The 21,744-nt window shown below is 46.2% G+C and carries 21 protein-coding genes and 1 tRNA gene; 2 read left to right on the top strand and 20 right to left on the bottom strand.

All coding sequences use genetic code 11. From position 1 onward, the window contains the following. Positions 1–105 precede the first annotated feature (105 nt). The 3 genes from QTN95_RS00795 to QTN95_RS00805 all read right to left on the bottom strand — a co-directional run bounded on the left by QTN95_RS00795 (position 106) and on the right by QTN95_RS00805 (position 3,467). A tRNA-Ser gene (locus QTN95_RS00795) sits at positions 106–193 on the bottom strand. 163 nt (positions 194–356) lie between these two features. Beyond that, the gene (locus tag QTN95_RS00800; RefSeq protein ID WP_331415985.1) at positions 357–806 is read right to left on the bottom strand and encodes an L-alanine exporter AlaE; all 450 of its coding nucleotides are present in this window, start codon (positions 804–806) and stop codon (positions 357–359) included. Between the two features lie 228 nt (positions 807–1,034). After that, positions 1,035–3,467, bottom strand: coding sequence for a hybrid sensor histidine kinase/response regulator (locus QTN95_RS00805; protein ID WP_331415986.1), 2,433 nt, complete (start codon positions 3,465–3,467; stop codon positions 1,035–1,037). A 127-nt stretch (positions 3,468–3,594) separates the two neighbouring features. On the opposite strand from QTN95_RS00805, the gene QTN95_RS00810 reads away from it, so the two are divergent. Then, on the top strand, positions 3,595–4,164 hold the full coding sequence (locus tag QTN95_RS00810; RefSeq protein WP_331415987.1) for a UPF0149 family protein: 570 nt from the start codon (positions 3,595–3,597) through the stop codon (positions 4,162–4,164). Between the two features lie 44 nt (positions 4,165–4,208). Here the strand turns inward: QTN95_RS00810 and QTN95_RS00815 are convergent, their stop codons facing one another. The 16 genes from QTN95_RS00815 to ruvC all read right to left on the bottom strand — a co-directional run bounded on the left by QTN95_RS00815 (position 4,209) and on the right by ruvC (position 17,997). Then, positions 4,209–5,243: a potassium channel protein gene (locus QTN95_RS00815; RefSeq protein WP_331415988.1), complete on the bottom strand. Its 1,035-nt coding sequence runs from the start codon at positions 5,241–5,243 to the stop codon at positions 4,209–4,211. A 105-nt stretch (positions 5,244–5,348) separates the two neighbouring features. Continuing rightward, the gene (nadA, locus tag QTN95_RS00820; RefSeq protein ID WP_331415989.1) at positions 5,349–6,410 is read right to left on the bottom strand and encodes a quinolinate synthase NadA; all 1,062 of its coding nucleotides are present in this window, start codon (positions 6,408–6,410) and stop codon (positions 5,349–5,351) included. Positions 6,411–6,546: 136 nt separating this feature from the next. Next, positions 6,547–7,320, bottom strand: a complete 774-nt coding sequence (gene ybgF / locus QTN95_RS00825; protein ID WP_331415990.1) for a tol-pal system protein YbgF — start codon at positions 7,318–7,320, stop codon at positions 6,547–6,549. Between the two features lie 14 nt (positions 7,321–7,334). Beyond that, positions 7,335–7,862 (bottom strand): peptidoglycan-associated lipoprotein Pal, encoded by a 528-nt coding sequence (gene pal / locus QTN95_RS00830; protein WP_138972454.1) that lies wholly within the window; start codon positions 7,860–7,862, stop codon positions 7,335–7,337. A gap of 34 nt (positions 7,863–7,896) precedes the next feature. Then, on the bottom strand, positions 7,897–9,210 hold the full coding sequence (gene tolB / locus QTN95_RS00835; RefSeq protein ID WP_426951262.1) for a Tol-Pal system beta propeller repeat protein TolB: 1,314 nt from the start codon (positions 9,208–9,210) through the stop codon (positions 7,897–7,899). A 52-nt stretch (positions 9,211–9,262) separates the two neighbouring features. Beyond that, positions 9,263–10,330, bottom strand: a complete 1,068-nt coding sequence (gene tolA / locus QTN95_RS00840) for a cell envelope integrity protein TolA (RefSeq protein ID WP_331416039.1) — start codon at positions 10,328–10,330, stop codon at positions 9,263–9,265. Positions 10,331–10,342: 12 nt separating this feature from the next. Beyond that, positions 10,343–10,786, bottom strand: a complete 444-nt coding sequence (locus QTN95_RS00845) for an ExbD/TolR family protein (protein WP_138972452.1) — start codon at positions 10,784–10,786, stop codon at positions 10,343–10,345. A 5-nt stretch (positions 10,787–10,791) separates the two neighbouring features. Continuing rightward, complete coding sequence (gene tolQ, locus QTN95_RS00850) at positions 10,792–11,487, bottom strand: protein TolQ (RefSeq protein WP_138972451.1); 696 nt, start codon at positions 11,485–11,487, stop codon at positions 10,792–10,794. Continuing rightward, the gene (ybgC, locus tag QTN95_RS00855) at positions 11,477–11,896 is read right to left on the bottom strand and encodes a tol-pal system-associated acyl-CoA thioesterase (RefSeq protein ID WP_331415992.1); all 420 of its coding nucleotides are present in this window, start codon (positions 11,894–11,896) and stop codon (positions 11,477–11,479) included. The genes tolQ and ybgC overlap by 11 nt, the downstream gene beginning before the upstream one ends. Positions 11,897–12,064: 168 nt before the next feature. Then, positions 12,065–12,367, bottom strand: a complete 303-nt coding sequence (gene ybgE, locus QTN95_RS00860; RefSeq protein WP_331415993.1) for a cyd operon protein YbgE — start codon at positions 12,365–12,367, stop codon at positions 12,065–12,067. After that, a complete protein-coding gene (gene cydX, locus QTN95_RS00865; protein WP_000270284.1) occupies positions 12,360–12,467 on the bottom strand; it encodes a cytochrome bd-I oxidase subunit CydX in 108 nt (35 codons plus the stop codon). Before cydX ends, ybgE begins: the two co-directional genes overlap by 8 nt. 12 nt (positions 12,468–12,479) lie before the next feature. After that, entirely contained in the window at positions 12,480–13,616 is a 1,137-nt protein-coding gene (cydB, locus tag QTN95_RS00870; RefSeq protein ID WP_331415994.1) for a cytochrome d ubiquinol oxidase subunit II, read from the bottom strand. Positions 13,617–13,631: 15 nt separating this feature from the next. Then, a complete protein-coding gene (gene cydA, locus QTN95_RS00875) occupies positions 13,632–15,218 on the bottom strand; it encodes a cytochrome ubiquinol oxidase subunit I (protein ID WP_331415995.1) in 1,587 nt (528 codons plus the stop codon). 457 nt (positions 15,219–15,675) lie between these two features. After that, positions 15,676–16,680 carry a Holliday junction branch migration DNA helicase RuvB gene (ruvB, locus tag QTN95_RS00880; RefSeq protein ID WP_331415996.1) on the bottom strand — a complete coding sequence of 335 codons (1,005 nt, stop codon included), beginning with the start codon at positions 16,678–16,680 and terminating at the stop codon, positions 15,676–15,678. Between the two features lie 12 nt (positions 16,681–16,692). Further along, positions 16,693–17,310: a Holliday junction branch migration protein RuvA gene (gene ruvA / locus QTN95_RS00885; protein ID WP_331415997.1), complete on the bottom strand. Its 618-nt coding sequence runs from the start codon at positions 17,308–17,310 to the stop codon at positions 16,693–16,695. Positions 17,311–17,475: 165 nt separating this feature from the next. Continuing rightward, positions 17,476–17,997: a crossover junction endodeoxyribonuclease RuvC gene (gene ruvC / locus QTN95_RS00890; RefSeq protein ID WP_138972445.1), complete on the bottom strand. Its 522-nt coding sequence runs from the start codon at positions 17,995–17,997 to the stop codon at positions 17,476–17,478. Between the two features lie 509 nt (positions 17,998–18,506). Here ruvC and QTN95_RS00895 point away from each other — a divergent pair. Beyond that, positions 18,507–19,214 (top strand): substrate-binding periplasmic protein, encoded by a 708-nt coding sequence (locus QTN95_RS00895; protein ID WP_331416040.1) that lies wholly within the window; start codon positions 18,507–18,509, stop codon positions 19,212–19,214. Positions 19,215–19,278: 64 nt separating this feature from the next. Here QTN95_RS00895 and torA read toward each other — a convergent pair whose 3' ends face one another. Next, positions 19,279–21,741: a trimethylamine-N-oxide reductase TorA gene (gene torA, locus QTN95_RS00900; RefSeq protein ID WP_331415998.1), complete on the bottom strand. Its 2,463-nt coding sequence runs from the start codon at positions 21,739–21,741 to the stop codon at positions 19,279–19,281. Between the last annotated feature and the right edge of the window lie 3 nt (positions 21,742–21,744).

The raw sequence follows: 21,744 nt of genomic DNA on the forward strand, positions 1-21,744 counted from the left end.
GCAGATGGTGTAGAACAACACTAGACACTTTCGGACATAACTCATTGATTTCAATGATCTTGAGGCGTAAAAAAAGACGTCCTAGGACGTCTTCTTTCAAGAATGTGGCGGTGAGTGAGAGATTCGAACTCTCGATACGTTGCCGTATACACACTTTCCAGGCGTGCTCCTTCAGCCACTCGGACAACTCACCGTATTGTAGGTTGGTTTTGTTAACCAACGAGGCGCTAATTTAATGATTCTATTAAGTTAGGTCAAGCCCAATCCCGAAAAAAAGCGCTGTTGTTGGCTTGTTTGCTCACTTACTAGCTAATTCGTTCATGATTAGTCCAACTGAAGCGGTTGCGGCTTACCAACTAGGCTTGTTGATAGTAGCCCGGTACTCGAAACCACTTGCGGCACATATCAAGGAAGTAACCGTACAGTACGCCCATGCCACAAGAGACAATAGCGTTAGACGTTACAGCCGTAATAATTTGATCCGTTGAAGCGCCTACCGTGAACAGGATGGCAGCATAAACCGGAGACTGGAACAGAACATAAGCGATGAGGTCAGTTAGGTTTTTCGCCACACCAGAGTCTGAAATGCGTCGACCCTGACGAAGCATAAAGTCGCGGAAAAGACCATATGGCCACGCAATGGCGATATTGACAGGAATAGAAAGCGTTCTTGATGCCAGCGATTGCTCAAAAGTCATTCCTGAAACAAAGATCTCAATGATCATTCCAGATACAAAACAGAACACTACCATTGCAAACGTATCTGCAGCCGCGTTACGGATGCAAAAAGGCCCACGAGCTTTCATTTTTACCCTTACCTCAACATAAATTACTACAAAAACAACGACACAATAAAACTTTCAACCACAACCAGAAAGCACACTGGTTTATGTCGCTATTAGAGCACTAATTATTCAGAATTGGATGCTGAAGTTAAACTCAAGTGGTAAATAAACAACCACTTTTGGTGATAAAGTTAGATAAATTCGCTACCTATTGAAATCTAGATTAAAAAACACTCAACTTGGTGTAATTTAGTTACAGTAGTCTTTCATTTGTACAGCAAGGACATCTAAGTCATCTTGGTTGGGGAGTTCTCCTGCGGCCAAGCAGGATGAAATGGTATCGATATTTTCCTGAAGCAAAGGGACAGCTACGCCTTCAAGCTGCTGTTTTATTGAGCCTAAACGTTCCTGCGCCTCTGCGAGTTCTTGATTTTCAATCGCCATGAAAAACATCATCAAAGGCTCTTCAAGCTTGATTGCAGTATTTTCCTTTGAGCAGCGGAATAGCTCTGACTTGAACTGATATAACTTATCTGAGTGGCTTAGCAGGGCATCATCCAACTCAGTTTCGTCTATCGGTTTAGAAACAATGTAGTTCACTCCTGCGCCAAACATTCGTTCACGCGTGTCTTTAAACACATCGGCCGTACATCCAAAGATTAAGATCTCACTCTGAGAGCCCGCTAGGCTTCTGATTGCCGAAGTTGCTTCTACGCCATCCATGACAGGCATATGGTTATCCATAAGCACCAAGTCATAGCTTCCTGTTGCAATAGCATGTACCGCCAGTTCACCGTTCTCTACACACTCACAAGTAAACCCTTTGTTGGTCATAAAGGTATTCAGGATAATTGCATTAGTTCGATTATCTTCAACAATCAGCACTTTTAAGCCGTTGTAATCCAGCTTGCGATGTTCAATCAGCTCAGAGAACACTGGCTGGCACTGCTCAATACAGAGTGAAACTTCAAAGCTCGAACCAATCCCTAACTCACTGGTAAGCCGTACTTCCCCCTCCATAAGTTCACATAGCTGTTTTACGATCGCTAGACCAAGCCCTGTACCACCAAAGCGCCTAGTGGTGGAAGATTCTGCCTGTTCAAACGGCTTAAATACTTTCTGCTGGGCATCTTTCTTAATGCCTATGCCGGTATCTCTCACTCGGATCAGTAAGTAATTTCGAGCGTTGCGCTGTTCTTCTTTGAAATAGACTTCAACGTAGCCTCGTGAGGTAAACTTAACTGCATTGTTGAGCAGGTTGAACAAAATCTGCCGCAAACGAGCTTTGTCACCTTTATACCAACGCGTTGTTGGAACTTCAGAATAGACTTTAAATTGCAGCCCCTTCACTGCACACAAGGTGTAGTAAACGCTGTTTACGCTGCCGATGATCGATTCCAGCGGGAATGGATGGTACTCAAGCTCAAGGTGCCCTTGCTCTACTTTAGAGAAATCGAGGATCTCATTCAGCAAGGTCATCATGTGCTCCCCTGACTCATAGAGTGTTTTTAGGTGTTTGCGCTGCTCTTGGTTGAGCTCTGTCTTCTGTAAGATCTGCGCGGTGCCCAGCACCCCATTCATTGGGGTTCGAATCTCATGAGACAGAGTCGCAAGAAAAGCACTTTTCGCTTTTGTAGAGGCTTGAGCCTTGATTTTTTCTGCTTCTAAGTAGACCGTTTTTTGGTTGAACGAATCGATCAAATACTTAATCTCATCATTGCTGTTGTAGCGGATGTCGATGCTACCGCCCTCTTTAGACATATCAACACTGCGGGCGATGACACTGATTGGCGCAATGAGAAAACGGTTGATAAGGAAGTAACCTAGCATGACACAAACAAGCATGATCGGTACGATCGCGGCTTCAACCTTAGACACTACATCATAAACCTGTTCGTCCACTAAGCGTTTGGCGTTGACCACATCGACGCTCCAGTTGAAATCCCCGAACTGATGCTGGCTAATATAGATACCATCTGCCAACTGAAAGTTATATTCCATGATCACGTCACCGTAGCCGTCCCTCAGGATAACCCCTAAGTCATACTCCTCAGCATGTAAGCGAACAAATTCAACGAGTGTTTCTAGTGAGATATCTACTGTCGCCACGCCAGCAAAGACACCATTGACGTAGTAAGGCGAAGAAGCGGTAATCATCTGAACATGGGTAAAAGGGTCAATATAAACCGGGGACCAAGAAACGGTACCAATCGGTTTTTCGACGACAGAGACGTACCACGATTCCTGATCGTATCCACCGGATTCAGGGTTATCCCACGACAAAATCCGATCCACCTGCCCATCATTAGCTCGGTTAAAGAAAAGGCTTTTAAGCCCCGTATCCTGATCAATGGAGGGCGGCACTGGCCACAAACCGCCGCTAACGGTAACGCCATCAATCAGAGAGAAGAGGTTATATAGCATCGCGGCCTTATGTTCTTGATCATCGGGGTTGCTGCCCAAACTCACAATTCCCTGCAAGATCCCCAGAGAACTGTTAATTGGCTCCCCAATCTGCGACGAGATGAGCTGAGTTCGCAAATCGAGATTCATTTCTAGTTGTTCACGCGTAGGAGGCTCTACCACCAAATAGCTAATGGTACCAATTAAGGTAATCACTATAGCGAGGTAAACTGCTAGGGCGACGATGCTCTTCCGTTTCAGTGATGAACGTATATCCATAAATCTTTGAATTTTGACTGTTTATAAAAAATTATAGCGAATATATCGTGACAGCAACCTTTTTCTCCCAAGTCTGGGCTGTTACCATTGCCATATCACATGTCCTGATTTTAATAGGGTGTCTAAATTGACTCTACAACAACTGCTCGCATTACCAGAGCTTGAAGGTAAGCTCATCAACGAAGCGAAGACCCATGGTTTTATTACTGCCATGGCAGCCGCGCCTCATATCCTTACTCCCCATGAATGGCTACCTTTCCTATGGGGGGGTGAAGAAGTGGCGCCTTTTAGTGATGGCGAGCAGCTCGAGAGCTATGTTGAGCAGATTATAGCGTTATGGAATGCATACCGCCCTGCTCTACTGTCGAACCAGTGGCAGTGGCCAGAAGGCTGCGCACTAGATGAAGAAGATATCGTCACTGAAGCCACTCGCGACTTTTGTGAAGGCGTATTGCAAGGCTGGCAGCTTTCTCGTGATGATTGGGAAACCATTATGCCAGAAGACAGCGAAGACAACGCCTTACTTGGCGGCGTGCTGTTATCGCTAAGTATGCTTTACGATCCAGAGACCTCAATCGCTACATTGTCTGAGCAAGGGATTGAAGGTCTAGAACAGTTTGAAGAGATCTTCAACGCAATTCCAACCATGCTGTGCGGACTGGCTATGCGCGGCTCAATGCTGGCTGAACAAGAGTAACACTATTGAAAATGGCCGCTCGCAAAGCCGAACGGCCATTGATACTAGCTGAGTTTTTCCCACTCAAAATTCTCTATTCGCTCGTCAGCGATATAAAAAATCTTGGCTCCGGCGACAATCTCACGCTCCAGATCCGGATTGAGTTCTATTCCTTTTCCTACATCTAAAGCAATCAAGGTTGAGTGAAAGTGGCGCTTCATATAGTCGAAGGCCAGTTCGACCTTAATCGGTGACATAGATTGCGGATAGACGGTGGAATATTGCGTCATACCTCGAGTCGACGCTAACAGCTCTTGATGAAGCGCACTCGAACCTGGGTCAACCGCTGCCTTTGCAAGCATCTCTGCCCCTACTGCTGGAATACACTCAGCATTCGGGCAGTGCTGGTTTAGCAGTCGGCTCAACGCCTCATCTTTAAAATAGGCGAGTAGATGCGCACTAGGATTGACATTGGCGCTGTAGAGAGCGGCCGAAAGAGTAATATCGTCTTCCAAATTATCAACCACAATACAGCCAGCCTTATCAATTGCGGCCTTTTCCATCTCTTGTGTGTCGGTGTAACTGGTCACTTTGACGAATCCAATTTCACCAGGAAGTGGGTTTTCAATATCCGAACGACTACACAACACAATCGGGCGCTTTCCCTCTTCTTCATGTTGCAGCATTCGAATCAGGTGAATAGTGCGTTGTCCATTCCATCCTAAAAGCAATATATGATTTTCCACACCAACTCTCCGTTTTCCTAATACACCTGCACGCCAGTAATCCACGGCGCCGCCTGCTAAGCGTCCAATTAAAGCCGCAAACAGGGTTAATCCACCCGGAATAACAAGCAATGCGACAATCCACTTACCGAGCGAGGTTTGTGGTGAATGGTCGCCATAACCCACCGTCGATGCCGTCACCATCAAAAAATAGATAAAGGTCGAAGGTTCTGAAGTGAGTGCATGCTCACCACTCAGGCTAAGTAGCGACCAAGAAACAACAATATAGGCAACAACCAAGAGCGCAAGGTTGCGATTGCTCAGATTAAACAGGTTGGAATTCAACCATTTTTTAAACGTTAACCAAAGAGACATGGTGCTCCTTACCTCTAACTCACGAATGGTTATTTAAACCCAAGCACAAGTATAAAAAAACCAGCCACGAAAGCTGGTTTTTATATCTGTGACAACACTCTACGTTTACGCGTTGCCTTTCACTTGCATATTCAGTTGCTCAGCGAAGTCGAGCATACGGTTCAATGGGATCAGTGACTTAACACGAACTTCTTCATCAACAAAGATTTCATGCTCTTTACCGCCATCACGTAGCGCCGATTCGATCGCTTTCAGGCCATTCATCGCCATCCAAGGACAATGTGCACAGCTGCGGCATGTCGCGCCCGCCCCTGCTGTTGGCGCTTCAATCAGTTCTTTCTCAGGAACCAACTGTTGCATCTTGAAGAAGATACCTTTGTCCGTTGCAACGATCATCTTCTGCTGTGGCAACTCTTTTGCCGCTTTGATTAGCTGACTGGTTGAACCCACTGCGTCTGCGAGTTCAACAACGCTTGCCGGAGACTCAGGGTGAACCAAAATCGCGGCTTCTGGGTAAAGACCTTTCATCTTGCGTAAAGCGTCGGCGGAAAACTCGTCGTGAACAACACACTCACCTTGCCAAAGCAACATGTCTGCGCCAGTTTTATTCGCGATGTAAGAACCTAAATGGCGGTCTGGACCCCAGATGATTGGCTTGTCTTCAGAATCTAAGTGCTCAACAATCTCTAGTGCGATACTTGATGTCACAACCCAATCAGCACGTGCTTTAACCGCCGCCGAAGTATTGGCGTAAACCACAACGGTATGGTCAGGGTGTGCATCACAGAATTCAGTAAACTTATCCGCTGGACAACCAAGGTCAAGTGAACACTCGGCTTCTAAGGTCGGCATCAAAATACGTTTTTCAGGCGTAAGAATCTTGGCAGATTCACCCATAAAGCGAACACCAGCGATGATTAGGGTGCTCGCTGGGTGGCGGTTGCCAAACTTAGCCATTTCGAGGGAGTCGCCAACAAAACCACCCGTCTCTTCTGCTAACGCCTGAATTTCAGGGTCAGTGTAATAGTGGGCAATTAGGACCGCATCTTTTTCTTTAAGCAGCGCTTTGATGTTTTCAACATGCGCTTGTTTTTGTTCAGATGTCAGCGGTACTGGCTTTGGAGGGAAAGGGTAAACTGTTTCAATCGTATCTAATATGTGGCTCATTGCTCTTGCTCTACGCAACTTCCGGTAATCCGCGTATTGTAACCTCAACAAGCGAGTCTATTCCAGTTTCCCTAGTAATAAGATAGACAGGAAAGAAAAAAGGAGCGACGAGCGCTCCTTTTCATGGCAATTATTATTAATTCAAGCGGGTGTTCGCTAGCTTAGCCGAAGCACTGTTCGGGTACTCGTCAACCACTTGTTGGAAGTACTTTTTCGCTTGGGCAGCATTGTTGTTACGCTCGGCGATTTCACCAAGTTTAACCAGTGCATCCGCACGCTTGTTTGAATCTTTGTAAGTCACCACGGCAGCAAAGCTCTTCACTGCGTCTTTATCTTGCTTCTTAGCAAAGTAAAGTTGGCCAAGCCAATAGTGAGAGTTTGGCGTGAAACTCGAATCTGGATAGTCTTTCTGGAACTGCTGAAAAGCAGCAATCGCACCCGTATAGTCTCGTTTCTTAAGAATCAAGTCTACTGCGTTTTGATACGCTGTTTGCTCATCGATATCAGAGCTAAATGTACCACCAGTGTTAGCCGCTGAATCTTTCTGTTCTGTCTTAGCTACTGGGGCTGCCGCTTGAGCTCGTACTTTATCGAGTTCAATAAATAACTCTCGCTGACGCTGCAACATCTGCTGCATATCATAGGTACTTTTTTCAAGCTGGCCACGCAAATCGCTAATTTCATTAGCCATATCGTCTAATTGTTGCTGCATTTGCAACTGAACACGATTGCGGTTTTCCAATAGGCGCTCTAAGCGCTGAACATCAGTTTCGTTGCTACGAACTGAAGACGAAGAAGTGGCGGAATTGCTACCGCTTAGGTCGGATACTGGAGCTGGTGCAGCGAGAACAGTACTCGCTGCACTTGCCAGTAACGTTAGCGTAACAATGCGCTTAAGGTTACTGAACATGAGGTTTTCCTCAATTAGTACACTAGAACTGCACGGCGGTTCTTAGCGTATACATCTTCTGATTGACCTAGAAGAAGTGGTTTCTCTTCACCGTAGCTTACGATAGAGATTTGGTCAGCTTGAACACCAAGAGCTTCTAGGTATTTAGCAACTGCGTTAGCACGACGCTCACCTAGTGCGATGTTGTACTCAGGAGTACCACGCTCATCCGCATGACCTTCAATAGTGACTTTTAGAGCTGGGTTTTTGCTTAGGTATGCTGCGTGTGCTGCTAGCATTTCTTCGTAATCACTAGCGATAGTTGCGTTGTCGAAAGCAAAGTAGATAGTTTGAGTTTCGCGTAGTGCTTGCTCTTTTAGCTCTTGCTCAGACAATAGGCCGTTTTGGTCGATTGGTGAAACAACTGTGTTGTCTACAGTTTGAGTTTGGTTTGTCTCAGTAGAACCAGAAGCATTTGCCGCATCGTCACTTGAGCTACATGCTGTAACCGCTAGAACTGGTAGCGCAATTAGAAGCCCTTTAAGAACTTTGTTTAGTTGCATTGTTATAGTTTCCTTTATTATTGATACTTACTTGCTACAAAAACGGTGACCATGCTGGAGCACGAACTCGACCATTTGTTGCCGGTAACCTTGCTTTAAAGCGTCCATCAATAGACACCATAGAAAGAACATTGGTTTTGTTGTAGATAGAGCTGTAAATCACCATACCGCCATTTGGCGCGATGCTTGGAGACTCATCTAGCAACGTTTTAGTCAACGTCTGCATAGCGCCCGTTTCAAGATCTAGCTTAGCTAGGTTGAAACCTGTGTTGCTACGATTGACCATTACCAGGAAGCGACCATCAGGGGTAATTTGACCACCTAGATTCTGGCTCCCTTGCCATGTAATACGTTTGGTTGATCCGCTTGCCAAATCTACTTGATAAATCTGAGGTTTTCCACCCCGATCCGAAGTAAAGATGAGAGATTTACCATCTGGATGCCAAAACGGTTCAGTATTGTTCGCTCGACCGCTGGTAATTTGAGTCAATTTACGAGTATTCAGGTCTAGCGTGTAAACCTGCAAGCTGCCTGTTTTCGACAACACGAGTGCGAGCTGAGAACCGTCCGGAGAGAATCTTGGCGCACCATTGTGACGAGGGTATGACGTAACTTTCTCACGCTCACCTGTGTAGATGTTCATGATGAAGATTTCAGCTTGGCCATTTTGGAAGCTAACATAAGCCAGTTTTTTACCATCTGGTGACCATGCTGGTGACATCAAAGGTTGTTTAGAACGAAGCACAAGGCGCTCGTTGTAACCATCGTAGTCAGAAACACGTAACTGGTACGGGAACTGATCTTTATCATTCACCACCACATAGGCGATACGAGTCAGGAATGCGCCCTTCTCACCAGTAAGTGCCTCATAAACCAGATCAGAGATACGGTGAGCGTACTCTCTCATGCGTTTACCCGGTACCGTCGCTCGCTTGTTAAATAGTACATGATCTTTCGATAGCACCAACTGACCATCATCGCTAAGCGCCTTGCTTTGACCTTGAGTCAGTTGACCACGAACCACATCAACAAGTTGGTAGTTAATCACATAGTCGCCTTTGGCATCTTGCGAGATTGAGCCGGTAACTAAAGCATCCACGCCTAAACCAGTCCAAGCATTAAAGTCTACTTCGGCATCGCTGTAGGGTGTTTGTGGCATTTTGCTGGTCGCCACTGGGCTAAATTTACCACTGCGTTGAAGATCCGATGCGATCACCGCAGAGACATCTTCAGGCAACTTAGTGCTGCCTTCCCATTTAAACGGCACAATAGCGATTGGACGAGCCGAATCGATACCATCTGTAATCACAAGTTCCAGTGCCGCATTGGCTACTTGAAACGCACTCATCACGGTGAGCATACATCCTAATACTAGTCGCTTTAACACAAGCTTTTCCTTATTACTCAGGTACTACGGTTAAATTGATATTCTTAACTCTTTCGATAATGTCAGGGTCTTTAGGCAGCGGGAAACTGTTCACCTGTGCCACCGCGCGCTTCGTAGCTGCGCACAAACGGCTGTCTCCGCCTAAAACCGACAAATTACCTAATATTGCGTCTGCTCCAGTAGGGATCAGACGCAAGTTAACTCGACAAGACTTTCCCCTAAAGCTGTCCTCCAGTAGGAGATTTTGCTGAATAAGTTGGCTATAGATCGCCCCATAGCGCTGCGCTTCGTTTGCAACGTGGCTTGACCGAGCTGAAGTATTGGCTTCAGCCTCCGTCTCTAGGCCAGCAAAGATATCGTTCAGTGCCGCTTCTTGCTCTTTACGCTCACGTTCAATTCGCTCTAAGCGTTCTTTCTCTTGACGAGCTTTCTCCGCGGCTTCTTTCGCTGCTTTTTCTTTGGCTATGCGATCTTGTTCCGCTTTTTCCGCTGCTTCACGCTCACGACGTGCTTTCTCTTCAGCCGCTTTGGCCGCTTTTTCACGTTCGATTCGCTCTTGCTCAGCTTTAGCAATCGCCGCTTCTTTGGCTAATCGTTCTTGTTCCGCTTTTTTGATCGCTTGCTCTTTTGCTTTGCGCTCTTCTTCGAGCTTAGCGACACGTTGCTTCTCTTCACGCGCACGTTGCTCTTCCGCTTTGCGCTCTTTCTCTTTAGCAATACGTTGTTTTTCAGCCTCACGAGCGGCTTTCGCTTCTTTCGCTTGCTGCTCTTTTAGCTTACGGATCCGCTCTTCTTCAGCTTTGCGGTTCTTTTCTAACTGCTCGCTTTCACGACGAAGCTTATCCAAACGGTCTTGCTCTTTTTTCGCCGCTTCTTCACGCTGACTACGAATTTGCTGCGCTTGCTGCCTAACAAGGCTTGGGTCAATCACCACAGCCTGTACCATATTGCCCGTTGGCTCAGGTTTCGACATGGTAAAATCAGTCCCCCAGATCAAGGCGACGATTAAGAGTGCGTGCAAAGCCGCCGATATCGCTATCGGCTTCTTGTAGTCGTTCTGTTTAGATTTAGTTTCTTTCATGGACAACGAAAGCTATTCCTTTATGTCCGTTAGCAATCCAACCTTAGGAATACCAGCACGGCTTAATTCATCCAGTACCAAAACAACGTCAGCATATGGCGTTGCAGCGTCACCACCTACGGCAACAGGCGAATCGGGTTTGAGCGACAGTTCCGCTTTGACACGGACAATAAGATCTTGCAGTGAAATACCACGCATGACTTCTTCATCATTCACGCTCAAGCCCAAGTTACCCTCTCTGTCGATTTCGACAATGATAAAACTCGCATCACTATCGCCCGCTAATTCGGAGGCGGGCTGTGCTGTTGCTGTTTTTGGCAATTCAACATCAACGCCTTGGGTAACAAAAGGTGACGTCACCATAAAAATAATCAACAGTACTAACATCACATCGATGTACGGCACCACGTTAATTTCGGCAGTCATTTTGCGCTTTTTGGGTTGGTAACCAGCCATCGCAGTTATTCCTTACCCGATTCTCTGCCCGCCATAGCCTGACGGTGTAGGATGCTGTGGAACTCTTCTGAGAAGGTCGCGTAATTATGTTCTAACTTACCGACTTTGTTACTTAGACGGTTGTACGCCATCACTGCTGGAATAGCAGCAAATAGACCCATTGCCGTTGCAACCAGTGCTTCTGCGATACCCGGAGCAACCATAGCGAGCGTGGCTTGCTTCACTTCACCTAGCGCAATAAAGGCATGCATGATACCCCATACCGTACCAAAAAGACCGATATACGGGCTGATTGAGCCTACCGTCGCAAGGAACGGCAGATTAGTCTCAAGTTCATCCACTTCGCGAGAAACCGCCACGCGCATTGCACGTCCTGTTCCTTCCATAATAAAGTCTGGAGAATCTGCATTGGATTTGCGTAGACGAGCAAACTCGGTAAAGCCAGAATAGAAAATCTCTTCTGTACCCCCCAGTTCGTCCTTACGCTTCTTGGCGTTCTGGTACAAGATCGAAAGATCAGTACCAGACCAGAATTTGTCTTCAAACGTTTCTGCTTCTTTAGAAGCCTGAGAAAGCACTTTACTACGCTTGATGATCATCGCCCAAGAGACGATCGACATACCTAACAAAATCAGCATAACCATTTTTACTAGCAGGCTGGCCTGTAAGAAGAGGTCAAGCATCGAGATATCAGCGGTCACTATTAGTTAACTCCATAACTATTGATTGAGGCATAGCTTTTGGCCTCATTTTCTTATTATCGATACATGCTACCTTAACCATTGCCTTACACAATGTTTTACCGTCAGGATTAACGATCTCCTGACAGAAGGTTAAGGATGCTTTTTTAAGGTCAGCAATTTGAGTTGTTACCGTCAGGTGATCGTCAAGACGAGCACCTTGTAAAAAATCGATGTCCATGTGTCGGACTACAAAGCCGAGGTTTTGTTCCAATAACAGTTGTTGCGATACACCAATTGTGCGAAGTAGCTCGGTACGAGCACGTTCGAAAAACTTTAAATAGTTAGAATGGTAAACCACTCCTCCCGCATCGGTATCTTCATAATAAACCGTCACCGGCCACTCAAACTTTGTGTTGGTATCCTGCACGTTTGTGTCCACAACTTGGTTTTTGCTAAAGGGATACTATAACGCAAGTCGTCACTACCAGTGCAAGGGTAATTGAGTGTTTTCAAAGCTTGAAACAAAAAAAAGCGCAACCCCTTCAAGGAGTCGCGCTTTTTTTATACAAAATGTATGGAGTTTAACCCCACCTCACTACAACAGACGAATAACCGTTAAGTAAATCAGTATCGTCAGTGAGCAATATGGACTGAACAAAAGCTGCCAGTACCAATTGCGTGGTTTAAATCCTACCCCAAACACCATGCTAGAGCAGATCGCCCAGATCATCAGTGGAGAGATAATCGCATTAAAGCCACCAATTGAGGCGGAATAGAGTTCTGGATCCCACATCACCATAGCAACATGATAGAAACCCAGAACTAGGGATAAGACTCTAAACAGAGTCTTATCTACAGGTGCATGTAACTTAGCGACCTGTGCAGCGAGATTACTCACTGTCTTTGTCCATCATTTCTGAGTGCTCTAACCAAAGAGCGTTGATGATTCCGAATGCACACGCGAGTAGTACACCTAAAATCCATGCAAAATACCACATAGTCAATGCTCCTTAGTAAGCTGAAACGTCGTTGTCTTCGATATGTTTCTTATCTAGACGACCGAACATTTTGTAGTAAGTCCAAGTCGTGTAGCCAAGAATCACAGGAACCATTACCGCCGCAACCACTGTCATCAGACCGAGAGTGAGCTCACTCGCCGTTGAATCCCACATGGTTAAGCTGTGGTTTGGTACCAAACTTGAAGGCATGACAAATGGGAACATTGCAAAACCAGCAGTAAGAATGACACCTGCGTTAGACAAGCTTGAGAATAGGAAAGCAAAACCACCACGCTCAAAACGAGATGCTACTACCGCGAGCAATGGCATGAATACACCAAGAACTGGCGCAATCCACATTGCAGGGTAAGTTTCGAAGTTGGTCATCCAAGCACCTGCTTGTAGAGCCACTTCTTTGTTTAGTGGGTTAGAGTCTGCAAACGTATCGATTGTGCTCGTTAACACGTAACCTTCGATGTTTTGCACCCAGAAGCCACCAGCAACAAATAGTGCCACCGCAACAAGGCCTGCGATTTGAGCAACGTTACGTGCGCGCTCATGTAACGCTTCAGTGGTTTTCATCTGTAGCCATGTTGCACCTTGCAGGACAAATAGCATCAGGCTTAACACACCACAGAGCAGAGCGAATGGGTTAAGTAGCGCGAAGAAAGTCCCTTTGTACTGAGACATTAGCAGATCGTTCAGCTCAAATGGTACACCCTGTAGCAGGTTACCAAATGCCACACCAAAGATGATTGGTGGTACGGTACCGCTAAAGCAAAGTGCGTAGTCCCAAGCTTTACGCCATTTTGGTTCTTCGATCTTTGAACGGTAATCAAGAGCAAGTGGACGTAACCAAAGCGCAGCCAGAGTTACATACATTGCTAGGTAGAAACCAGAGAACGACGTTGCGTACACTAATGGCCACGCCGCAAATAGCGCACCACCAGCAGTGATTAGCCAAACTTGGTTGCCATCCCAGTGAGGGGCAATCGTGTTGAGCATAATACGACGCTCAGTGTCGCTTTTACCGATAACAGGTGAAAGCGCAGCAACACCCATATCAAAACCATCGGTCACAGCGAAACCTACCATTAGGACACCAATTAGGATCCACCAGATAAGGCGTAAGATTTCGTAATCAAACATTTAATCATCCCTCACTTAAACTTCGACTGAACGGCCGACTTTGTCTTCAACAGAGCTAGCGTTTTGTTCAAAGTGGTAGCGGCCTGTTTTCAGGCTGCTCGGCCCTTTACGCGCGAACTTAACCATTAGGTAAACTTCAGCGATGAGGAACACCGTGTAGAGCGCCAGAATGGCGAACAGTGACGTCCATAGTTCCGCAACAGTGAGCGCAGAAGAGGCTACGTGGGTCGGTAAGATTTCACCCACTGCCCATGGCTGACGACCGTACTCAGCAACGAACCACCCTGCTTCTACAGCAATCCAAGGTAGTGGGATGCTAAATAGTGCCGCTTTAAGAATCCAAGGCTTTTGTTCGATCTTCTGACGACATGTTTGAATAAACGCCGCGCCGAATACGAACAGCATGATGAAGCCACACGCGACCATGATGCGGAATGACCAGAATAGTGGCCAAACTTTAGGGATAGAATCATCCGCTGCCGCTTGGATTTGTTCTTCTGTCGCATCAACAACTTCGTCGGTGTAACGTTTCAGAAGTAGACCGTAACCAAGGTCACCTTTCACTTCATCAAACGCTGCCATGTTTTCTGGAGTCTTGTCGCCAGCACGCAGTTTCTCTAGCAACTCGTACGCGTACATACCCGTTCGGATACGCTCAACGTGCTGGTCACGTAAATCACGTAGACCGGTTACTTGCTCGTCGAATGAACGAGTCGCAATGATACCCATCACGTAAGGGATCTTAATGGCGTAATCGGTGTGCATTGTCTCTTGATTTGGCAGACCAAACAGAGTGAATGCTGCTGGAGCAGGTTCTGTGTGCCACTCTGCTTCTACCGCAGCAAGTTTCACTTTCTGAACTTCACCAAGCTCGTAACCAGATTCATCACCTAGGACGATAACTGATAGGATCGCAGCCATACCGAAAGAGGCAGCGATAGCAAATGAACGACGAGCGAACGCGATGTCACGACCTTTTAATAGGTAGTATGAGCTGATGCCTAGAATAAACATTGCGCCAGTCGTGTAACCAGAAGCAACCGTATGAACGAATTTAACCTGAGCAACTGGGTTTAGAACAACCTCAGCAAAGCTCACCATCTCCATACGCATGGTTTCGAAGTTAAATTCCGCGCCAACTGGGTTTTGCATCCAGCCGTTTGCCACGAGAATCCAAAGTGCTGAAAAGTTAGACCCAAGCGCCACAAGCCAAGTTACGGCTAAGTGTTGACGTTTTGATAAGCGATCCCAGCCAAAAAAGAACAGACCAACAAATGTCGATTCTAGGAAAAAGGCTACTAGTGCTTCGATCGCCAAAGGTGCACCGAAAATATCACCTACGTAATGTGAATAGTAAGACCAGTTGGTACCAAACTGGAACTCCATGGTTAGGCCGGTAGCCACGCCTAGAGCGAAGTTAATACCGAAAAGCTTACCCCAGAACTTTGTCATGTCCTTGTAGATTTGCTTGTCCGTCATTACGTACAGAGATTCCATGATGGCTAATAGGAAGGCCATACCTAGAGTCAGTGGTACGAAGAGGAAGTGATACATCGCTGTCAGTGCAAATTGCAATCGCGACAGATCAACTACGTCAATCATGTTTACTCCTATGTGTCGGCTGAAGACACTCTTTCCATTAATGCATTGTTATTAATCGTTGAACGAACTTAACTCGTGTTACCAGCTATAGGCAATGTGTTGCAAAAATGTACCGTAATGGTTAGTTAATTGTTAAGCATCAGCTAATATAGCTAGGGCTAATATTACTGCTAAAAACAGGTTGTTTCAAAAGGTTTATAGACAGAGTTCGCTTTGATTTACATCAACTTTTGCACGGCATTTGTGATTAAAAAAGCGTCACTTTGATCTAAATCAAACATTTTGAAACTTATTTGTTAAAGGAGGGTTGCTTATGGCTGGTAAATTACTTTTATGCAAAACAAGTGGTTAACAACTCACTCATTTACATTACCTATCTAGTGGTAGGCAATTTGGTTTAATGTGATTTCGATCACTAATAATAAAAAGCCAGCAAGAATTTGCTGGCCGTGAAAACTTATTTTTCAATTCCGAAATGAAGATACGCTCTATCGGTGGCAATCCTGCCTCGCGGTGTTCGTTGCAAATAACCTTGTTGAATAAGATAAGGTTCAAGAACATCTTCTATGGTGTCTTTCTCTTCGCCAATCGCGGCCGCTATGTTATCGAGCCCAACGGGACCACCGCCAAATTTTTCCATAATGGCTAATAGCAGTTTCCTGTCCATGTAGTCGAATCCTTGAGCATCCACGTCAAGCATGTTGAGCGCTTTGTCTGCCACTTCAGCACAAATGTGACCGTCCCCCTTCACTTCCGCGTAGTCACGTACACGTCTAAGCAAGCGGTTAGCAATACGCGGTGTCCCACGTGCGCGACGCGCAACCTCTAGAGCACCTTCGGCTTCCATCGAAAGACCGAGACAATCCGCACTGCGTTGAACAATGTTTTGTAGATCTGGGATCTTGTAATACTCGAGACGCTGCGTAATACCAAAACGATCTCGCAGAGGAGAGGTCAGAGAGCCAGCTCGCGTCGTCGCACCGATTAACGTGAACGGTGGTAAGTCGATTTTAATGGAGCGAGCCGCTGGGCCTTCACCAATCATGATGTCTAACTGATAGTCTTCCATCGCTGGGTAGAGCACCTCTTCAACCATTGGGCTCAAGCGGTGAATTTCATCGATGAAGAGCACATCGTTCTCTTCAAGGTTGGTCAATAAGGCGGCTAAATCGCCCGCTTTCTCCAACACAGGGCCGGAAGTTGTACGGATATTTACGTTCATTTCATTCGCGACAATGTTGGCCAAGGTCGTCTTACCTAAACCTGGAGGACCAAATATCAGCAGATGATCCAGTGCTTCATTTCTCAACTGAGCTGCTTTAATGAAGATTTCCATCTGGTTACGGACGTGATCTTGCCCTTTGTAGTCCTCTAACTTCTTAGGGCGTATCGCACGATCGATAACATCTTCTTCTTTGTAGATCGTATTGTCTGGTGCTATTAAGCGATCCGCTTCAATCATGACTGATACCTTTTAAACCATCGACTTCAGGGCTTCACGAATCAATTGCTCGCTACTCATCTCTGGTTTCATTACCTGAGAAACCACTTTTGAGGCTTGGACGGGTTTGTAACCCAACGCGAGCAGTGCACTGATCGCTTCTTCTTCTGCGCTCGACTGAGCAGCTTCTGGCACTGAGTCAATTGGTGCGGCATCAGTGTAAGGTGTAAAGAGATCACCAGCACTCCAACTTTTGAGACGGTCTTTCATCTCAACCACAAGTCGCTCTGCCGTCTTTTTACCCACCCCTGGTAGCTTAACCAGTGTCGAGATATCTTCTCTTTCGACGCTGGCAACAAACTGGCTCGCCGTCATGCCCGATAATATGCCCAGACCCAGTTTAGGACCAACGCCATTTGCTTTAATCACTTCTCTAAACAACGCACGTTCTTTGACTGTATTAAAACCGTAGAGTAGCTGCGCATCTTCACGTACCACTAAGTGAGTATAGATGATTGCTTCTTCACCAACATTTGGTAGCTCATAGAAACAGCTCATCGGCATCTGAACTTCGTAGCCAATGCCGTTAACTTCAATCAATAATTCAGGTGGTTGTTTTTCAATTAGAATGCCGCGCAGACGTCCAATCACAGTGGATACTCTTAGAAATGAATTTGCGACAGGATAATAAAGAACTGGATAGACATCCAGTTCTTTATCATTATTGACTAGATTTTTGAGACAACTTGATCAAGTTGAGAGGTCAGTGTGCGGGCTGCATCGACCTGTATGTTGAGCTCGGCACCATTGGTAGGTCTATCGATAACGACCTCGACGGGCACTGCTTGCCTTTCCTGCCATTGCAATCAGGGTTTTATTGGTATTGGCATGACAAATTGCCACACCCAGTGCATCGGCAGCATCAGCTTGCGGACGACCAGGTAACTTCAGCATCTGTTGTACCATGTGCTGAACCTGCTCTTTGTCTGCCCCGCCCGTTCCTGTCACCGCTTGTTTGATCAATCTTGCCGCGTATTCGTAAACGGGCAGTTCAGCATTAACCGCAGCGACAATAGCGCTACCACGAGCTTGACCAAGCTTTAATGCTGAATCCGCGTTTCGTGCCATAAAGACTTGTTCTATGGCAAAAACGTCCGGTTGAAACTGAGTGATGATTTCTGAAACTCCGGCGTAAATCTGCTTCAATCGCCCAGAGAGCTCTTTTTCTGAGGTGCGTATACATCCACTACCAAGGTACTGGAGATGACGACCATTTTGACGTATGACCCCGTATCCCGTGATTCGAGAGCCAGGGTCAATACCAAGTATTACTGACATTGATACCTAATCGATATGTTTTTTTGTTCAGTGACACATGTTAAAGCACTCTTTGTGCTATATCGAGGTAATTATCGCTCGGCTTGATAAGCCAGACTCAAGACTCACTTCAATAACAGGGGTTGCCTCTGCCACCAGCTTCTCTCCGCTCCAGTAGTCGTACCAATAGACAGGTTGATCCGCAGTTAAAGTGATGTCACGTGCCGCTTGCTGATAATTAACAAATAAAACAATCGATAAAAACCTAACAAAAGCTAAAAATAGCTCACCTTTTCGCCATTAATGGCAATAAATTTAGATAAAGATCACAATAATTGTAAGTTTTTATCTAAACATTTAAAAAACCAATGGGTTGGTAAAGTTCAAAATTAATTAATTCATTTTCTCAGCCAATGAGACAATCAAGAAAAACTCTTTCGTTTGACACGCGTCGACTAAACTCAAAGTACAGTCAATAAAGAGTAACCCTTTTGTTTACAAGCCGTCTTAAGATCACCGTTTGCATCACATTGAGTCTATGGGCAAGCTCCACTGCTGCAGAGACCTTGCATGCAGCCCAAACAGCTTGGCCTCCATTTATCATGGATTCTCCCATTGGCAAAGGCATCGCCCATGACATGGTCGTTAATGCGCTCACCTCTTCAGGTTACACAGTCCAATTTACCGAGAAACCTTGGGCAAGAATTCTCAAAGAGACAATCAAAGGCAAAAACGACGTCATTATCGCAATATGGAAAACGGAAGAGCGAGAAAAGACCTTTCTGTTTACGCAACCTTACATGTATAACCAAATGGCCGTTGTTTCGTTACGAAAGAGCAACTTCAAGTTCAAGTCCTTAGAGAGCTTTAAAGATAAGCGCGTTGCTCTGATTAACGGCTACGCCTATGCGGGAAGCCTACTTGAGTATGACCAAATGAAGCCAGTTATATCGATCGACCTTCCGAACAGCATTCGCCTTGTCCTGACAGAAAGAGCCGATGCTTTGGTTACCGATGAAGTGGTAGGAGAATGGACGATTAAAGAAATGGGGATTGATAGAGGGCAACTCGCTTTTAGCGACGTCTACCTCGACTCGACGCCCTTGTACGCTGCGGTGCGCAAGAGCCACCCACAAGCAGAACAAATTGTCGAGGTACTGAACAAATACTTCGACCAACAAGCCGCACAAGAATTGCAGAGACTAAAAACGCGCTACGGACTAAACAGTAAGCGCTAAATGTCAAAAAACGAGCAAAAAAATACCAGCCTTTTGGCTGGTATTTTTTATCTCTTCGACGCGATTAAGCCACTTCGATTGGACCACCGAATGAGGTGACTGGCGGTACTTTGCCTGTGAACTTCTCAAAGTCTACGATACATGTGTTCGCAGATGTTGCCTGAGCAAGCTCAGATGAGCCGATGTCCATGGTCAATGTGTTTGGATCGCCGTAAGTACAGATTGCGCCCTCTTTCTCGTTCAGAGGACCATACCAAGCACCTTCTTCGATACGAACAACACCACGAGGGTAGCTATCTGTAACAACCGCACCCGCTAAAAGTTGGCCACGGTCGTTGAATACACGAACTAAATCGCCATCTTTAATGCCTTTTGCTTTCGCATCGGCAGGATTGATGTAGATAGGTTCACGGCCTTGAACCGCGTAAGTCGCACGGAACTCTTCCGATTCACACATCTGAGAGTGAAGACGCTTATCTGGGTGACACGATTGCAGCCAGTACGGGTGTTTGTCTGAACCTGGACCGCCGTGAGAACGCTCTGTCTTCTCGAACCACATTGGGTGCTCTTGACAATGTTCATAACCGTAACGACCGATCTTACGAGAAGTAATCTCTAGGAAACCTGAAGGAGTACCTAGAGGGTTGAGCTCCGGATCTTTACGGAAATCTGCGTGACGAACCCAAGGCTGACCTTCACCAAAGTCTAGTACGCTCTTCTCCCAGAACTCTGCAAATTCTGGCATTTCGAACTTACCTTTATTGGCATCACGACAATCGTTGTAAAGGCTCTCAATCCACTCCATTTCGCTCATGCCACGAGTGTACTCCTCACGGCGACCAAAACGTTGAGTCAGCTCACTCATGATTTGGAAGTCAGGCTTAGATTGGAACAGAGGATCCACTAAGCGGTGCATCGCAATCAGACCTTTGCTTGAGTATGAACCGTACACGTCGATGTCGTTACGTTCCCACTGCGTACAAGCAGGTAGCACGATATCTGAGAAACGACACGTTGCTGTCCAAGCAAACTCAATCGTTACCACAGTTTGAAGCTTTTTGAATGCTTTCTTCATGCGGTTGCGATCTTGGTGGTGGTGCCAAGGGTTGTTACCCGAAATCACCATCATCTTGAAGTCTGGTAGCTTAACTTTACCGCCGTTGTAATTGATCTCTTTACCTGGTTCTAGTAGACAGTCGATCCAACGCGCAACCGGAATAGTACGGCTGTAACCATTGAAGTCGTTGTTGTCCCATTTCGGTTTCATACCTTGGTCAAGGTTACGTGGGAAACCACCAGGGCCAGCAAAACCAGTCGAAGGTACACCGATACTTGAGTAGTGGTGACCGTAAGAGATACCGCCGCCAGGTAGACCGATTTGACCGACCATAGCGGCAACAACAGCCGCTGCCCAGTATGGCTGCTCACCGTGTTGTTGACGTTGAATACACCAACCCATAAGGATCTGAGTACGACCATTAACCAGCATACGAGCAAATTCGCGAATCTTGTCTGCTTTAACGCCACAGATTTCCGCTGCCCATTCAGGCGTCTTAACAACTTTATCTTTTGTCTCACCCTGAACGTACTGAATAAACTCGTTGAAACCTAGACAGTAAGTCTCAATGAACTTCTTGTCATAAAGGTTTTCGTTGTAAAGCACGTGCGCTACAGCCAGCATGAATGCAACGTCTGTCATCGGGTTGATGTACAGGTGGTCGTTTTCTAGGTAACGTTGAGTCTTGTTCTTAACTGGGTCAACAGACAGAACGTTGATCTCACCTTTAGCGACTTTTTCTTTCAATTGAGCGAGGTACTTGTATGACTCGTGAGTCTCACAGTTCCAACCTACTTGGAGGTTTTTCACTGGGTCATTTGCCCACAAGATGATGTTGTCAGAGTTATCTAAAATCTCTGACCAAGATGTACCTTGCGCGTATACCTCGGTAGAACCTAGAACGTATGGCAGAATGGTTTGACCTGCACCTGTAGAGTAGTCACCCACTTTAGTGATGAAGTTACCATGCATGCCAACCGCACGTTGCATGTGTGCTGTACAGTTGTTGAACGAACCAGTTTGGTTCCAACCCGTTTGACCCGCGTGTAAAGCCCATGGACCGTAGTCTTTCTGTACGCGCTCTAGCTCACGGTAGAACAAGTCTAACGCTTCGTCCCAAGTCACTCGGATAAAACGGTTGTTACCGCGTGTCTCCGCACTGTATTTGTGCTTCTTCAACCAATCTAGACGTACCATTGGGTAACGCACACGTGATGGGCTGTAGATAATGCCTTTGATACCGTTAAGCATCTCTGTTGGGTTCTTATCTAACTCTAGCGGCTTGATCTCTTGAACTTTACCCGCGTAGATGTGGGCGCGGAACGCGCCCCAGTGTGAACCTGTTACTTTCCAAGTACCTACGGTCTCAGCTGCGTTTGCAGAAGCAGACGCTAATAAGCTCGGACCGATTACTGACGCCGCACTTGTCGTTGCAACGCCTTTAAGAAAACTTCTTCGTGTAATAGCCATTTA

It is taken from the genome of Vibrio sp. M260112 (assembly GCF_036533775.1).
In the GTDB taxonomy this organism is placed as follows: Bacteria; Pseudomonadota; Gammaproteobacteria; order Enterobacterales; family Vibrionaceae; genus Vibrio.

What these genes read in the sequence shown, in the direction of transcription:
- QTN95_RS00800 (WP_331415985.1), bottom strand. Translation starts at nt 806, where the DNA reads ATGAAAGCTCGTGGGCCTTTTTGCATCCGTAACGCGGCTGCAGATACG.
- QTN95_RS00805 (WP_331415986.1), bottom strand. Translation starts at nt 3,467, where the DNA reads ATGGATATACGTTCATCACTGAAACGGAAGAGCATCGTCGCCCTAGCA.
- QTN95_RS00815 (WP_331415988.1), bottom strand. Translation starts at nt 5,243, where the DNA reads ATGTCTCTTTGGTTAACGTTTAAAAAATGGTTGAATTCCAACCTGTTT.
- nadA (WP_331415989.1), bottom strand. Translation starts at nt 6,410, where the DNA reads ATGAGCCACATATTAGATACGATTGAAACAGTTTACCCTTTCCCTCCA.
- ybgF (WP_331415990.1), bottom strand. Translation starts at nt 7,320, where the DNA reads ATGTTCAGTAACCTTAAGCGCATTGTTACGCTAACGTTACTGGCAAGT.
- pal (WP_138972454.1), bottom strand. Translation starts at nt 7,862, where the DNA reads ATGCAACTAAACAAAGTTCTTAAAGGGCTTCTAATTGCGCTACCAGTT.
- tolB (WP_426951262.1), bottom strand. Translation starts at nt 9,210, where the DNA reads ATGAGTGCGTTTCAAGTAGCCAATGCGGCACTGGAACTTGTGATTACA.
- tolA (WP_331416039.1), bottom strand. Translation starts at nt 10,330, where the DNA reads ATGAAAGAAACTAAATCTAAACAGAACGACTACAAGAAGCCGATAGCG.
- QTN95_RS00845 (WP_138972452.1), bottom strand. Translation starts at nt 10,786, where the DNA reads ATGGCTGGTTACCAACCCAAAAAGCGCAAAATGACTGCCGAAATTAAC.
- cydX (WP_000270284.1), bottom strand. Translation starts at nt 12,467, where the DNA reads ATGTGGTATTTTGCATGGATTTTAGGTGTACTACTCGCGTGTGCATTC.
- cydB (WP_331415994.1), bottom strand. Translation starts at nt 13,616, where the DNA reads ATGTTTGATTACGAAATCTTACGCCTTATCTGGTGGATCCTAATTGGT.
- cydA (WP_331415995.1), bottom strand. Translation starts at nt 15,218, where the DNA reads ATGATTGACGTAGTTGATCTGTCGCGATTGCAATTTGCACTGACAGCG.
- ruvB (WP_331415996.1), bottom strand. Translation starts at nt 16,680, where the DNA reads ATGATTGAAGCGGATCGCTTAATAGCACCAGACAATACGATCTACAAA.
- ruvC (WP_138972445.1), bottom strand. Translation starts at nt 17,997, where the DNA reads ATGTCAGTAATACTTGGTATTGACCCTGGCTCTCGAATCACGGGATAC.
- torA (WP_331415998.1), bottom strand. Translation starts at nt 21,741, where the DNA reads ATGGCTATTACACGAAGAAGTTTTCTTAAAGGCGTTGCAACGACAAGT.